The sequence below is a fragment of the Kitasatospora sp. NPDC092039 genome, from assembly GCF_044756065.1.
Lineage (GTDB): Bacteria > Actinomycetota > Actinomycetes > Streptomycetales > Streptomycetaceae > Kitasatospora.
Genome location: NZ_JBIVSD010000015.1, coordinates 199,417 through 212,126, shown reverse-complemented (window position 1 = coordinate 212,126; position 12,710 = coordinate 199,417). Strand labels below are relative to the sequence as shown.

At 71.4% G+C, this 12,710-nt stretch carries 17 protein-coding genes and 2 pseudogenes; 6 read left to right on the top strand and 13 right to left on the bottom strand.

Annotation, left to right across the window (positions count from 1 at the left end; translation table 11 throughout):
* Window positions 1-211: 211 nt before the first annotated feature.
* The gene (locus ACIQI7_RS27450) at window positions 212-811 is read left to right on the top strand and encodes a DUF4291 domain-containing protein (RefSeq protein ID WP_401114621.1); all 600 of its coding nucleotides are present in this window, start codon (window positions 212-214) and stop codon (window positions 809-811) included.
* 50 nt (window positions 812-861) lie between these two features.
* Here the strand turns inward: ACIQI7_RS27450 and ACIQI7_RS27445 are convergent, their stop codons facing one another.
* The 4 genes and pseudogenes from ACIQI7_RS27445 to ACIQI7_RS27430 all read right to left on the bottom strand — a co-directional run.
* The gene (locus tag ACIQI7_RS27445; RefSeq protein ID WP_401114596.1) at window positions 862-1,062 is read right to left on the bottom strand and encodes a DUF397 domain-containing protein; all 201 of its coding nucleotides are present in this window, start codon (window positions 1,060-1,062) and stop codon (window positions 862-864) included.
* Window positions 1,059-1,253: a DUF397 domain-containing protein gene (locus ACIQI7_RS27440; RefSeq protein ID WP_401114593.1), complete on the bottom strand. Its 195-nt coding sequence runs from the start codon at window positions 1,251-1,253 to the stop codon at window positions 1,059-1,061. Before ACIQI7_RS27440 ends, ACIQI7_RS27445 begins: the two co-directional genes overlap by 4 nt.
* Window positions 1,250-1,459 carry a DUF397 domain-containing protein gene (locus ACIQI7_RS27435; protein WP_401114590.1) on the bottom strand — a complete coding sequence of 70 codons (210 nt, stop codon included), beginning with the start codon at window positions 1,457-1,459 and terminating at the stop codon, window positions 1,250-1,252. The genes ACIQI7_RS27440 and ACIQI7_RS27435 overlap by 4 nt, the downstream gene beginning before the upstream one ends.
* 79 nt (window positions 1,460-1,538) lie before the next feature.
* A pseudogene (locus ACIQI7_RS27430) lies at window positions 1,539-2,282 on the bottom strand (helix-turn-helix domain-containing protein); the annotation flags it as partial.
* A gap of 161 nt (window positions 2,283-2,443) precedes the next feature.
* On the opposite strand from ACIQI7_RS27430, the gene ACIQI7_RS27425 reads away from it, so the two are divergent.
* The gene (locus ACIQI7_RS27425) at window positions 2,444-2,893 is read left to right on the top strand and encodes an ATP-binding protein (RefSeq protein WP_401114588.1); all 450 of its coding nucleotides are present in this window, start codon (window positions 2,444-2,446) and stop codon (window positions 2,891-2,893) included.
* 14 nt (window positions 2,894-2,907) lie between these two features.
* Window positions 2,908-3,459 (top strand): hypothetical protein, encoded by a 552-nt coding sequence (locus ACIQI7_RS27420; protein ID WP_401114585.1) that lies wholly within the window; start codon window positions 2,908-2,910, stop codon window positions 3,457-3,459.
* An 85-nt stretch (window positions 3,460-3,544) separates the two neighbouring features.
* On the opposite strand, the gene ACIQI7_RS27415 is transcribed toward ACIQI7_RS27420, so the two are convergent.
* The 3 genes and pseudogenes from ACIQI7_RS27415 to ACIQI7_RS27405 all read right to left on the bottom strand — a co-directional run.
* The gene (locus ACIQI7_RS27415) at window positions 3,545-4,075 is read right to left on the bottom strand and encodes an EF-hand domain-containing protein (protein ID WP_401114583.1); all 531 of its coding nucleotides are present in this window, start codon (window positions 4,073-4,075) and stop codon (window positions 3,545-3,547) included.
* 122 nt (window positions 4,076-4,197) lie between these two features.
* Window positions 4,198-4,347, bottom strand: coding sequence for a hypothetical protein (locus ACIQI7_RS27410; RefSeq protein ID WP_401114580.1), 150 nt, complete (start codon window positions 4,345-4,347; stop codon window positions 4,198-4,200).
* Between the two features lie 459 nt (window positions 4,348-4,806).
* Window positions 4,807-5,160, bottom strand: a pseudogene (locus tag ACIQI7_RS27405) (winged helix-turn-helix transcriptional regulator); the annotation flags it as partial.
* 95 nt (window positions 5,161-5,255) lie between these two features.
* Here ACIQI7_RS27405 and ACIQI7_RS27400 point away from each other — a divergent pair.
* On the top strand, window positions 5,256-5,606 hold the full coding sequence (locus ACIQI7_RS27400) for a DoxX family protein (protein ID WP_401114577.1): 351 nt from the start codon (window positions 5,256-5,258) through the stop codon (window positions 5,604-5,606).
* A gap of 92 nt (window positions 5,607-5,698) precedes the next feature.
* On the opposite strand, the gene ACIQI7_RS27395 is transcribed toward ACIQI7_RS27400, so the two are convergent.
* Together ACIQI7_RS27395 and ACIQI7_RS27390 are read right to left on the bottom strand one after the other, a co-directional pair.
* The gene (locus ACIQI7_RS27395) at window positions 5,699-6,385 is read right to left on the bottom strand and encodes a hypothetical protein (RefSeq protein ID WP_401114575.1); all 687 of its coding nucleotides are present in this window, start codon (window positions 6,383-6,385) and stop codon (window positions 5,699-5,701) included.
* Between the two features lie 169 nt (window positions 6,386-6,554).
* The gene (locus ACIQI7_RS27390) at window positions 6,555-7,157 is read right to left on the bottom strand and encodes a hypothetical protein (protein ID WP_401114572.1); all 603 of its coding nucleotides are present in this window, start codon (window positions 7,155-7,157) and stop codon (window positions 6,555-6,557) included.
* A 220-nt stretch (window positions 7,158-7,377) separates the two neighbouring features.
* Between ACIQI7_RS27390 and ACIQI7_RS27385 the strand changes: the two genes are divergently transcribed.
* Window positions 7,378-7,965 (top strand): hypothetical protein, encoded by a 588-nt coding sequence (locus ACIQI7_RS27385; RefSeq protein ID WP_401114569.1) that lies wholly within the window; start codon window positions 7,378-7,380, stop codon window positions 7,963-7,965.
* An 18-nt stretch (window positions 7,966-7,983) separates the two neighbouring features.
* Here the strand turns inward: ACIQI7_RS27385 and ACIQI7_RS27380 are convergent, their stop codons facing one another.
* The 3 genes from ACIQI7_RS27380 to ACIQI7_RS27370 form a co-directional block, all read right to left on the bottom strand.
* The gene (locus ACIQI7_RS27380) at window positions 7,984-9,387 is read right to left on the bottom strand and encodes a DUF692 family multinuclear iron-containing protein (RefSeq protein WP_401114566.1); all 1,404 of its coding nucleotides are present in this window, start codon (window positions 9,385-9,387) and stop codon (window positions 7,984-7,986) included.
* Between the two features lie 9 nt (window positions 9,388-9,396).
* Window positions 9,397-9,651 carry a hypothetical protein gene (locus ACIQI7_RS27375; RefSeq protein WP_387747328.1) on the bottom strand — a complete coding sequence of 85 codons (255 nt, stop codon included), beginning with the start codon at window positions 9,649-9,651 and terminating at the stop codon, window positions 9,397-9,399.
* A gap of 305 nt (window positions 9,652-9,956) precedes the next feature.
* Complete coding sequence (locus ACIQI7_RS27370; RefSeq protein ID WP_401114562.1) at window positions 9,957-10,958, bottom strand: GlxA family transcriptional regulator; 1,002 nt, start codon at window positions 10,956-10,958, stop codon at window positions 9,957-9,959.
* Between the two features lie 70 nt (window positions 10,959-11,028).
* Between ACIQI7_RS27370 and ACIQI7_RS27365 the strand changes: the two genes are divergently transcribed.
* Window positions 11,029-11,979: an NADP-dependent oxidoreductase gene (locus ACIQI7_RS27365; RefSeq protein WP_401114559.1), complete on the top strand. Its 951-nt coding sequence runs from the start codon at window positions 11,029-11,031 to the stop codon at window positions 11,977-11,979.
* 65 nt (window positions 11,980-12,044) lie between these two features.
* Here the strand turns inward: ACIQI7_RS27365 and ACIQI7_RS27360 are convergent, their stop codons facing one another.
* Complete coding sequence (locus ACIQI7_RS27360; protein ID WP_401114556.1) at window positions 12,045-12,542, bottom strand: hypothetical protein; 498 nt, start codon at window positions 12,540-12,542, stop codon at window positions 12,045-12,047.
* Between the last annotated feature and the right edge of the window lie 168 nt (window positions 12,543-12,710).

Sequence of the window (12,710 nt, the reverse complement as noted above, 5' to 3'; positions counted from 1 at the left end):
GCTTCCGCCGTCCCCGCACCGTCCGATCCTTGCGGATCTCGAAGGTCATTGCACTCCCCAACTGGGATGTTGCAACGATCCCTAGAACCCAAGCCTCGTGCGCGGGGCCACGGTGAGGCCCGCCGGAAGGCCTTCCGGCGGGGCTCCTTCGGATCCTGAGGGCAGTCGTCGAAGAATCCGCTGGCGCCACGCTCGCCGATCCTTGATCCTGATCACCGTGCCAGAACCGAAGTTCGAGATCCGCGCCCTCCACACCGCCTCCACCGTGACCGTCTACCAGGCGTACGCCCCGGAGATCGGCCTGCCCGCCGCCAGGGACGGCCGCTTCCCGGCGGTGTGGAAGCGGGACCGGATGACGTGGATCAAGCCGTCGTTCCTCTGGATGATGTACCGCTGCGGATGGGCGACGAAGGAGGGGCAGGAGACCGTCCTCGCCGTCGAGATCACCCGCGAGGGCTTCGAATGGGCGCTTCGGAACAGCTGCCTGTCCCACTACGTACCCGAGCTGCACCCCGATCAGGCCGCCTGGAAGCGGGAGTTGAAGCGCTCCCCGGCCCGCGTGCAGTGGGACCCGGAACGCGGCCTGCGCCTGCAGCCGCTCCCCCACCGCTCCCTCCAGCTCGGGCTCGCCGGCGAGGCCGCCAGGCGCTACGCGGACGACTGGATCGTCTCGATCACCGACGTCACCGAGCTCGCGCACACGGTCCACGCCCACGTGCGGAACGGGGAACTGGACGCCGCCCGACAGCTCCTCCCCGCCGAACGCCCCTACCCGTCCGCCGACACGCTCCTCGCCCACCTGCGCGCCTGAGCCGGGGCACGCCGTCCGGGCGCCCCGGCTCCTGTCCTGCCGATCCCCCGTCAGCTGCCGACCGGGAACTCGTCTCCCCGGATCGCGGCGATGAAGGAGCCCCACGCGGCGGCCGGGAAAACGAGCGCCGGGCCGTGCGGATCCTTGGAGTCACGCACCGGGACGACGCCGGGGAGGCATCCGGGGGCCACCTCGACGCAGTCACCGCCGTTCGTTCCGCTGTAGCTGCTCTTGCGCCAGACCAACCTCATCCCGGAAACTCCCCTTCCCGTACGGCTGCCACGAAGGCTTCCCACCCGGCAGCCGGGAAAACGAGCGCCGGGCCGTGCGGATCCTTCGAGTCACGCACCGGGACGACGCCGGGGAGGCATCCGGGGGCCACCTCAACGCAGTTGCCGCCGTTGCCGCCGCTGTGGCTGCTCTTGCGCCAGACCAGTTTCATGCAGGGAACTGGCCCTCCTGGATCGCGGCGATGAAGGAGCCCCAGGCGGCGGCCGGGAACACGAGCGCCGGGCCGTGGGGATCCTTGGAGTCACGCACGGGGACGAGGCCGGGGAATCCGGGGGCCACCTCGACGCAGTCGCCTCCGTTGGGCGCGCTGTAGCTGCTCTTCCGCCAGACGGCTCTGGCGAGCTCGTTCCGCGTCATCCTTGTACCTTTCCAACGCCTCACGGATCAGCGCAAGCGAGTTACTCCCTGAGAGTACCTCGCTGCGCAGCCGATCATAGGCGCGCCGATGCAGGGCGACGACTTCCGGATCACTGCTCGGGTGCCCTCGATCCAAGCTCTCGGAGTAGACGTAGTTCTGCCCATCAGGCATCTCCAACAGAACCATCGATGTAGGGATGACGGTCCTGCGATCCGCGAACGGTGCGATCTCAATGATCACGTTCGACAGTTCCGAGATGGCCAACAGGTGCTCCATCTGGCGGCGCATCACCTCCGGTCCACCGATGACCGTTCGAATCGTGCTCTCGTCTAGGACAGCAAGGAGCAAGGGGCCGTCCTGCACGAGGAACCGCTGCTGTCGAGCCATTCGCACGGCCGTTCGTTCTTCAATGAGCGCTGTCGAGTTGCCAGCGGCAAACAGCGCCCGCGCATACTCCTGACATTGCAGCAAACCATGCATATAGCCGCACTGGTAGACGCGGGCGCCAACCGCCTCGGCCTCCATGGCGACATGGGTCTGGAACCAGTCCGGATGCTCGACCCCCACACTCCAGTCCACCCGGTCCCAGAGCCGCTTCAGCGATCCGCCCGTGTCGAGCAACACGTCGGCCTTCACGACCAGGTCCGGCGGCATGCGCCGCTGGCCGGACTCGTACCTCGTGATGTTCGGCCTGGTGCAGTGCAGCAGCTTCGCCAACTGCTCCTGCGTGTAGCCGGCCATCTCCCGGTAGAACCGCAGCTCCTCGCCGAAGATGCGCGCCGAACTGGCCGTCACTTCGCTCTTCAGTCGCCGGTGTGCCATGCAAGACCCCCAGACGTACCGCACGTGCGTGGTACCCGATTTCGGCCATCACCGTACCTCCACCAGCCGATCATTGAGACCGGAACGCAATCATCTGCATGCGTAGCGTGATGGTGCGCGCTCCTGTCGCACGCCCCCCTCCGCCCCCGTGAGGTACCCCCATGCCCAAAACCCACAGCCGCCCCCGCGCGTTCGTCGCGCACCTCGACTCCCGCACCGAGTCCACGCCCCTGGCGCGCTACCTGCTCCGGGCCTACCTCTCCGGACTCCCCTCCGGCGAGCGCTACTCGGACACCGCCGAGCTTCTCCTCGGCGAACTCTTCGCCAACGCCGTCCAGCACTCCGACGCCCCCGACGACCGGCACGTCGAGGTCCGCTTCACCCTCGTCGACTCCTGCCTCAGGCTGGAGGTCCACGACGCCGGGTCCGGCCGTCCCGTCCTCCACGCCCCGCTCCCGGACGACGAACACGGCCGAGGCCTGTTCCTCGTCAACGAATTCGCCGAACGCTGGGGCTGCGCCGAGCGCCCCGGCGGCATCGGCAAGTACATCTGGGCCCTCGTCGCCCCCGCGCCCGCCCCCGGCCCCGCCCGCACGCTCGTCACCGCCTGAATGCCCGAACCCCCGTGCACCTCACCACTCTCGCCGGCCACGTCCTCTCCCGTGGCCGCACCCCCGCCGAGACCTACGCGCTCCTCAGCCGCCGCACCCGCAGGCCGGTGCCCTCCGCCCGCGCGGTCTGCCTCGCCCTGGCCATCCCGCTCGCCGAGACCACCCGCCGCCTGGACGACTGCTACGACGCCCTCCTCGCCGACCCCCGCCCCGGCTCCGAACACGACACCGGCGAACTCCTCGAAGCCCTCGGCGTCTTCGACGTCCCCAAGCCCCTCACCGACACCGAACTCGCCGTCGTCGAGCACTTCCTGGTCGCCATCGAGGCCATGGGCGGCATCCGCCCCGGCCACCAGCACGGCCTGAGCCGGTGGTTCACCACCGGCAACCTCACCGCCGCCTATCTCTCCCTCGCCGCCGCCCGCCCCCTGCCCCGCACCGGCGACCCCGCCCGGTACTGGACCACCCTCGTCACCGCCGGCGAACTCCTCACCACCCCCGTCGCCGACACCCGCCTCAAGTACGCCCTCGCCCACTGCCGCACCCAAGCCGCCCGCCACCCCTGAATCCCGCGCCGTGCGCGGGAAGTCGGCCCCACCGACTTCCCGCGCACGGGGATCACCGGGTCGCCGCAACCGGTGCCGCAGACCGTCAGCGCGACGGCTCCGCTTCCCGTGGAAGGCCACCGTCGCCGTACACGGGGGCCATGGCGGAGATCCCGGTGAGCACGAAGCCGCGGATCCCCTCCAGATACGCGTCTCGGTCGACGTAACCGTCGCGATCGGTGTCGAGGTTCTCGAAAGCCGTGTCGACATCGGCCCTCGCGTTGCCCATCGCCGTCCGCAGGCGGACGAACTCGTCGCGGGTCAGCCGCCCGTCGGCGTCGGCGTCCGCGATGTCGAACATGGAACCGAGGACGGCCCGGCAGGACCGCTCGAACGCCTCGGGCCCGGCCCACTCGCGGTACTCCTCGAAGGTGACCCGGCCGTCCTGGTCGGCGTCCATGTCCTGCCACACCCCTTCGTGGGCGGCCCTGGCCGCGAGCACGACCGGATGCCCGGCCTCGAACCCCAGGGCCGACACCACCCGGTCGACCCTCGCGAGGTACTCCGACCTGGAAATGACACCGTCACCATTCGCGTCCAGCATTGCGAAAATACGAAGTTTTGCGGAGTCGGACACAGTGCACCCTTCGGCGTTCGCCCATGGTCTTCTCGAATGGAGATGGTACCCACGGAAATCCGGCGTCCGGGCTGCGGAGACGCGCCCTCCATGCCACCGAAATGAATGCTTCAAAATGCCGATCAGGTAATCCAAAGAAGATCGCGCCGGCGCCGGCGCCGGCGCCGCAGCAGCGAACCGGCGGTGGCCACCGGCGCGGTGGCGCCCGGGTTCGCGGGCGGGTCGGTGATCAGTGCCACAAGGGCGTGTTGCCGGCGCAGTGCGGAGAGCATCCGCTGGATGCCGCGCTCCTCACGATCATCACCAGGACGACGAGCGCCAGGACGATCACAGCTACGACGACCAGAGCCAGGACGATCACGACTACATGACCGACCCATTCGTTGATGCGGGACGGGGTTCTCGGAGCGCTCCTCTGTGGAACCCCATGGCGGCTCTCGGGCCCGCCACCGGCTCCGTCGCGTCTCTCCGCCGCCATCGTGTCGTCCCCCGTTCGCGGTGTGACCTCTCATGGCACGACGTCGGATCCCGTCCGTCAAGCCCTGCGGCGGGTCGCAGTCGAGAAGAGCGCCCGGCCATCTCAACGGCCGATCGCGGGGCAGCCCTTAGTGCTCCGGGTAGTTCTTGACCACTGTTGCGGAGCGACCTGTCGTTGCCGCCGCCCGTCGTCGATCACGGGTGGCCTGAGGGGCCTTCACCGTCGCCTGATCCGCCTCGATGGTCCTGGCCGCCTCGGCTGCTTCCCGGAACGTGACGACCGCTTCGCCGTTCTCCCGCGCCCATGCGGTGAGCATCCTGATGGGCTCCTCCAGGGTTCGCCCGAGATCGGTCAGGCCGTACTCCACGCGCGGCGGCGCCTCGGCGTACGCGCGGCGCTCGACGAGCCCGTTGGCTTGGAGCCGGCGCAACGTCTGGGTCAGTACCTTGCGCGAGATGCCACCGCTCAACTCGACCAGTTCGCCGTGGCGCAACGGGCCGTCGGTCAGCGCGAAGAGCGTGACCATGGACCACTTGCTGGCGATGATCTCCATGGCCAGGAGAGCGGGACAGTCGGCGAGGAAGGCGATTCCGGGTCGCGGGCTCATGCCCCGAAGGTTACCTGGAGGTACCTGTTGGCCGCCTATCGTCGTCGAGGTGCGCACGCCCCCTACTCGCATCTCGCACGATTGAGGTTTCAGCCATGTTCGTCTCCCTTGCCGCCGTCACCGTGTTCATGTCGGCGCTTCTCCTGGTGTCGGCCGGGGCCAAGTCCCTGCGGACGCGGCACATCACCGAGCAGATGTCCACCCTCGGAGTGCCGCAGGGCATGATGGCTCTCCTGATCGGCGCTCAGATCGCGGGCGCGACCGGCGTGATCGCCGGACTCTGGTGGGGACCCGTCGGAATCGCCGCCGCCATCGGCCTGACGCTCTATTTCGCTGGGGCGGTCGCCTTCCACCTGCGCGTCGGCGACCGCAAGGGCGCGTCCCCGGCGGTGGTCCTCACCATGGTCTCCGTCGCCCTGATCGTGCTGCGTGCTGCCACCCTCTGACAGCGGACAGCCGGTCTGGCGCCCTCGCGCACCAGCCACTACCAGCGACAAGCCACCAACAACCACGAAGACCACGATCTACGGCCGGAGCATCAGTCCCTGCCGTCGGGCTTCAGGGGCTTGCCCTCCAGGGAGGTGGTCGTGAGCGAGGCGCGGAGTTCGGTGATGACGTCGGCGCGGCCGACCGCCGCGCAGGTCAGCTCCAGCAGGACGAAGCCCAGGCGGTGTTTCCCGCGCACCATGCCGGTGCCGACCAGGCCGCCGACACCCTTGTACAGCCAGTCGTAGACGCTCTGGGCGTCGCCGTCCTGCCATCCTTCGAGTTCCGCCGCCTCGATGCCGAGGGCCAGCTTCTCGGCCAGGTACTCGGGGTCCAGGACGCTGCGGAAGCGGATCGTCAGGCGCTCGAACGCGTGGCCCGCGCCGAACTCCCAGAGCGCCCACAGTTCGTCGACGCCGTTCGCCCGGGGTGTGGCTTCGAGGAGCCAGTCGTACCGCTCCAGGAAGGGCGCGCGGAGGTCCAGCCACCGGTCGCGTTCGCGCGGCAGGACCAGCCAAGGACGCGGGACCTCCTCGAAGGCCGGCCAGTCCACCTCGGGGCAGTCCCAACTGCCGGTCCACGCACGGACCTTCTCCCGGTTGGCGATGAACTTCTCGCGTGCCTCGTCCGCTTCCCGCCGCTTCCGCCTGCCCAGGACCATGCGCACCAGCCTTCCCCGGTCGCCCCCGTCGGCCGCCGCTCCGCGCTCGTCCGCGACGCGGGCCCGGCCGGTGGGCACCGGATCAGCGTATCGACCCTCGGCTCGATCGAACACCGTTGCGGCACAGCGGAGTTGGGCATCGAGGCGGCCCCGCGATCAGAAGCAGGCGCGGCCCTGCCGGAACGTGCCGGGGCACCGCACACGCCGTGTGCGGTGCCCCGGCGTGTGCGCCGGACGCGGTGCGGGGTCAGGCCTTGCCGAGGTAGTAGCCGCCGTGGCCGGTGCAGCCCCATCCCCAGTACGCTCCCGAGACGAAGCCCGGCGGGATCGGCGAGTTGGGACAGGTGAGCAGGCCGACCCGGGCGATCTGGTGGTACCAGGCGCCGACGCCGTTGCAGCCCGGGACCTGGTAGCCGGTCACGACGTAGCCCGGGACGATCGGGGAGCCGCCGCAGGTCCAGATCCCGTCCTTGACGAGGTTGTGCCGCCAGGAACCCATCCCGTTGCAGCCGTACTTGATGTAGTCGGTGACGACGTAGCCCGCGTAGATCGGGGAGCCGCCGCAGGAGTAGAGCCCGTCCGCTTCCGGCTGCTGGAACCATGAGCCCCAGCCGTTGCAGCCGTCCTTGTTGAAGGCGGTGATGGCCCAGCCGTCCGGGATGGCGGCGCCGGAGCAGGCCCACTGGCCGGTGCCGGCGACCGCGGCGGGCTGGGCGGCCGCGGTCGAGGTGCCGGCGGCGGTGCCCGCGAGGACGAAGGCGGCGACGAGCGCGAACGCGCCTACGGTGGCGCCGATGCCGCGGCGGACGAGCGCGCCGGTGAGGCGCTTCCACAGGGGACGAGGATGCATGGTCGGTTCACTCCAGTCGTGGCGGCGGGCATGCTGGATGCCCGCTGGTCGCGGGGAAGGCCGAGCAGTGGATCGGGCCTCACCCTAGTGGGGAGACCTTGTGATTGTCCGGCGTTTGGCTCGTGAAGGGGGCCGATCAGGCCGGGGCGCTCGCCGGCCCCGCCGAGCCACCGGCCGGCCAAGGGGCCGCGCGGCGCGGCCCGTTGATAGCGTGACCGCCATGACGGAGCTGGCAGAACTGGTCCTGACCCCCGACGAGCGGGCCCGGGGAGTCCGGGTCGACCGGGTGGTGTTCACGATGGACTGGGCCGGCGAGGACCACCCGGGCCGGCTGGCGGAGTTCGTGGCCGGTCGGGTACGGGCCTTCGGGGCCGAGCCGACGGGTGTCGGCACCGACACCGTCCACCGGGCCGCCGAGGACGAGCCGACGCTGCGCCGCGGTGACCTCCCGGTCCGCCAACTCGATCACGTGGCAGACGCGTTGGCGGAACTCGGCTACACCCTCCTGGTGCGGGAGGGCGGCACCGACGCCTACGAGCTGCTGGTCGCACCGACCGGTGAGCGTGAGCCGACCGGGTTGACGCACGAGGGCCTCCCGGTCCGGGCCTGGGGATCGCAATCGGAGGCATCCGAGGAATCCGAGGCGTCCGGGGCGACCCTGGTCAGCCTGAACTGCCCGGAGTGCGCGCAGATGCTGGTCTGGGAACTCCCCCCGAGCGAGACCCTGGCCGACGAGCACTGCGACTGCGGAACCGCCCTGTTCGACGCCGCCGGCTGCCCGCTGCCGAACGTCGCCCTCCACGACTGATCCCGGCCCGCCGGTCCGTCAGGCCGTCAGCCGGACCAGGAACTCGCCCCGGCGCGGGGCGACCGGCAGTCGGCCGGCGCCGAGCGCGTCCAGCAGGTCGTTCGCGTCGGTGCCGAGGCGCACCGTCTGCGGCGCGCCGTCGAGTCGCACCCGGACCAGGCCGAGGTCCAGTTCCAGTACGTCGGCCAGCCAGGGAACGCGCGGGCGGGTGCGCCGCAGGTGGGCGGCGAACGCCACCGCCTCCTCCGTGGGGAACGGCTCCGGAGGACGGGAGCGGGTGTAGTCGTCCAGCAGGGCGCGAACCCCCGCCTCTCCCAGGGTGAGCAGCAGCAGGCGGACGGTGTGGACCAGCGTGCCGGCCAGCGCGCCCGCCCGCAGCTCCGTGACCAGCTCCCGCAGCAGCGCGGTCGCCGGGTCGGCCACCAGCTCCCGGGCGAGCGGGCCGTCCGCCTCCCGGCCGACCACCAGCGCGCCCAGCGCGCACTCCCACTCCTCGGGGCCCGGCCCCTCGCCCCTTCCATCGACGGACGGCGGCCCCGGCGGAGGCGGAAGCAGGAGCGGCCCGAGCGCCGGCCGCGGCCGCCACTGCTCGCGGACGCGGACCAGCAGGTCCCGGACGGCCCGCGGATCGACGTACGGCACGGCCGAGCCCGTCACCTCGAACAGGACCGCCCGCAGCGCCGGCAGCCGGGGCAGCACCCGCTCCGCCAGCGCGAGCAACTCCTCGTCGGGCAGCCCGCTGTGGGCGTCCAGCCAGTAGCCGCGGTGTTCGAAGCCGCCGGCGAGGTGCACCTCCCAGACCCGGTCGAGCGGGAGGTCGTCGAGCAGCCCGTCGACGGGCGTCCGGCCGTTGCGCTCGTTGGCGAGGACGTTGTGCAGGTCGAGCAGCAGCCCGCAGCCCGTGCCGTCCGCCACGCCCGCGACGAACCGGCCGTCCGACAGCTCGTCGGCGCGTGGCCGCAGGTAGTTGGTACCGATCTCGACGGCGAGCGGCACCGGGAGGGCCTCGGCCATGGCCCGCACGGAGGCGACGCCGCGCCGCACGCCCTCGGGGGTCTGCCGCGGCGGGAGCAGGAAGCCGGTGCGGAATTCCTCGCCGTCCCGGCCCGTCCGGTTGAACGCCAGGTGCTCGCTGACCCAGGGAGCGCGCAGCCGCTCGGCCAACTCGCCGACGAGGGCGGTCTGCCGGGGATCGGGCGGCCGGCAGCCGCCGACCGGGTTGCCGACGCCGTGCAGCAGCCGGGCGCCGGGGAGGTCCGCGAGGCGGCGCAGCGACTCCTCGTCGCAGCCCGTCGTGCCGTCCGACCGGGCCCGCCAGAGCGTCTGCGGTTCGATCTCGACGACCTCCAGCAGGTCGGCGCAGGCCTCGAGGAGCGGCTCGGCGCCGGGGACGTGGGTGAGCCCGACACCGAGCCCGGTCATCCCGCCGCCCTAGCCCAGGAACGGCTGGGCGATGCCCTGCGCGACATCGCCCTTGGGCGAGACCACGAAGTCCAGCGACTGCCGGAACCTCAGGTCGAACCCGGAGTGGCAGTTCGGATGGCCGAGTTGGGTCATCACGTTCTTGATCACCTGGTTCATCCGGTCGAGGTCACCGGCCAGACCCACGGGTACGGTGACGGTGACCTCCCGTGCCGTGATCCACGGGTCCGGCAGAGGGCCCATGGTGATTCCGCCGCTCGACATCGCGCCTCCTCGCTGCACGCCGCGGGCCCCGCGCCGGCGGGTACCGGTGCACCCCGGGCCTCGGGCGGGTACAGCATTCCGCCCCGGCGAACCGGGCCACGGCGTACGCGCCCGAACTGTCACCCGGAGCGGCTACCGCGGGCCACCGCGGCTCGCGGCGCGGGCCCTCCCGGCGCCCGCACCGCCGCGGAGCTCCTCCGCACGAGCTCCCCGCGGACCCGGTGAGCGGTACGGATGACACGGGAAGTCGGCCCCGTCGACTTCCCGTGTTCGCTCCCCGAGAGGCCGCCCCGCCGAGGAGCCGCTCAGGCCCCGCTCGGGGCGGCGGCGGCCTGGCCCCGGAAGGTGTTGCGGTAGGCCTGGGGCGACACCCCGATCGCGGCGTGCAGGTGCTGGCGCAGCGACGCTCCGGTGGCGAAGCCGATCTCGGTGGCGATCCGGTCGACCGGGAGGTCGCTGGTCTCCAGCAGGTGCCGGGCGCGGTGCAGCCGCTGCTGGATCAGCCAGCGGCCCGGGCTGGTGCCCGTCTCGTCCTGGAAGCGGCGGGCGAAGGTGCGCGGGCTCATCCGCGCGTGCGCGGCCAACTCCCTTAGCGCGAGCGGCCGGTCGAGGTTCTCCAGGGCCCAGGCCTGGGTCGCGGCGGTGCCGTTGGCGCCCTCCGGGGGCACCGGCTGGTCGATGTACTGGGCCTGGCCGCCCTCGCGCCAGGGCGGCACCACGCACTGCCGGGCGACCTGGTTGGCGACGGCGCTGCCGTGGTCGGAGCGCACCAGGTGCAGGCAGACGTCGAGACCGGATGCGGCGCCCGCCGAGGTGAGGATGTCGCCGTCGTCGACGAACAGCACGTCGGCGTCCAGGCGGACCCGGGGGAACATCCGACGGAAGGTCGGGGCCAGCGCCCAGTGGGTGGTGGCGGGACGCCCGTCGAGCAGGCCGACGGCCGCGAGGGCGAACGCGCCGGTGCAGATGGAGACGATGCGGGTGCCGGGGCGGATCCGGGCGAGCGCCGCGCGGTCCGCCTCCGGCAGGTCGGCGGTGACGCGGTGCAGCGCGTAGGGCGGGATGACGACGGTGTCGGCGCTCTCCAGCGCCTCGGGCCCGTGGCCGACGGTGATCGTGAAGTCGGCCACGGTGGCGACCGTACGCTCCTCCGTGGCGGCGCAGGTCACCACCTCGTACGCCCCCGGCACCCCCGGGAAGACCCGGTTGGGGATGCCCAGCTCGAAGGGGTAGACGCCGTCGAGGGCGAGGACGACGACGCGGTGCGGCGGCCGGTCGCGGAGGGCGAGGGGTTCGATCGGGGGCATGGCACGATCCTATCGGTCTTTGGCAATCTTGCCATTTCCCTGGTCAGGGCCGTGCCCGCAGGCTTGATCCATGACCACGAACACCATGCGAGCCATCACCCAGACCACCCTCGGCGCCCCGGACGTCCTCCACGAGGCCGAGGTCGAACGCCCCGAGCCCGGCGTCGGCCAGATCCTCGTCGCCGTCCACGCCGCCGGCGTCAACCCCACCGACTGGAAGCACCGCGAGCACGGCTACTTCCTCGGGCAGCCGCCGTTCACGCTCGGCTGGGACGTCTCCGGCACCGTCGAGGCGGTCGGCTTCGGCGTCTCGCTGTTCGCGCCGGGCGACGAGGTCTTCGGCATGCTGCCCTACCCGTACGGCGTCGGCTCGCACGCCGAGTACGTCGCCGGCCCCGCCCGGGCCTTCGTGCCCAAGCCGGCCGCACTGAGCCACGTCGAGGCCGCCGCGCTCCCGCTGGTCTCGCTCACCGCCTGGCAGGCCCTGGTCGACACCGCGCGGGTCCAGCCGGGCCAGCGGGTCCTGGTGCACGCCGCGGCCGGCGGCGTGGGGCACGTCGCCGTGCAGATCGCCAAGGCCCGCGGCGCGTACGTCATCGGCACGGCCTCCGCCGCCAAGCACGACTTCGTCCGGGGCCTGGGCGCGGACGAGGTGATCGACTACCGCACCGCCGACTTCGTGGAGGAGGCCCGCGACATCGACGTGGTCCTCGACCCGCTGGGCGGGGACGACCGGCTGCGCTCCCTGGAGACGCTCCGGCCCGGCGGCGTCCTGGTGTCGATCCTGCCCCAGGACCTCGACGAACTGGCCGAGCGCGCCGCCGAGTTGGGCGTGACGGCGAAGACCCTGCTGGTCGAGCACGACCAGGCGGGCATGGCCGCGATCGCCGCGCTCGCCGAGTCCGGCCAGCTGCGCGTGCACGTCTCCGCCACCTACCCGCTCGCCGAGGCCGCGAAGGCCCACGCCGAGGGCGGCACGGGCCGGGTCACGGGGAAGCTGGTGCTCACCGTCCGCCCGTGACGGCCGCAGGCGGTGCGGATCCGCGATCCGCACCGCCACTGCCGGCTTCGGTGCTCCGGAGACCGCTAGGTGATGATGCCGTAGAGCTTGATCTCCGGAGGCAGCTTCGCCGCCGACCCGGTGACGACCACCTTCCCGTCACTGGACGTACCGGGCTTGGCCCCGCTCTCCGGATCCGCCATCACGGTGAAGCACAGGCGGGTTCCGTCGTTCTTGCCGCTGTTCAGATGACTGTCCAGACTGAAGGACAGCACCTTGCCGTCGACACTCGTCTGAAGGGGTTTGACCGCGGTGGCCTTGTAGTTCTCTTCGTCGTAGTAGTAATAGCTCCCCCAATCGATCCACTTCCAGCCGGTCGGTGCGGTGAGCTTGTACGTCAGCGTTCCCGGCTTGTATTCGCCATCACGCGGTTCGGCACCCAGCGTGACAGTGAAAATATGAAATCCCTTCTTACCTGCGGGACCGACCGGCGCGCTCTCCTGCCTGGTGGCCACCGCGGTTGCGGGACCAGCGGTCGTCGTGTCCTCGGGCGCCAGCGTGTCCGTCGTTTCTACGGGCATCATGGGGATTCGCCTGCCTCTCGACGTGGATTCTTCGCGGCCGGACGAAGGGCGGTCGCCCACCGTCACCACGCGGTTACCCATCCGTCCGGTTCGCACACGCGCGAATCCACGAACTTTTCAACCCGGCCCGGCGGGCGGTCACCGTGTCACAATCGGTGCGCGTCGCAT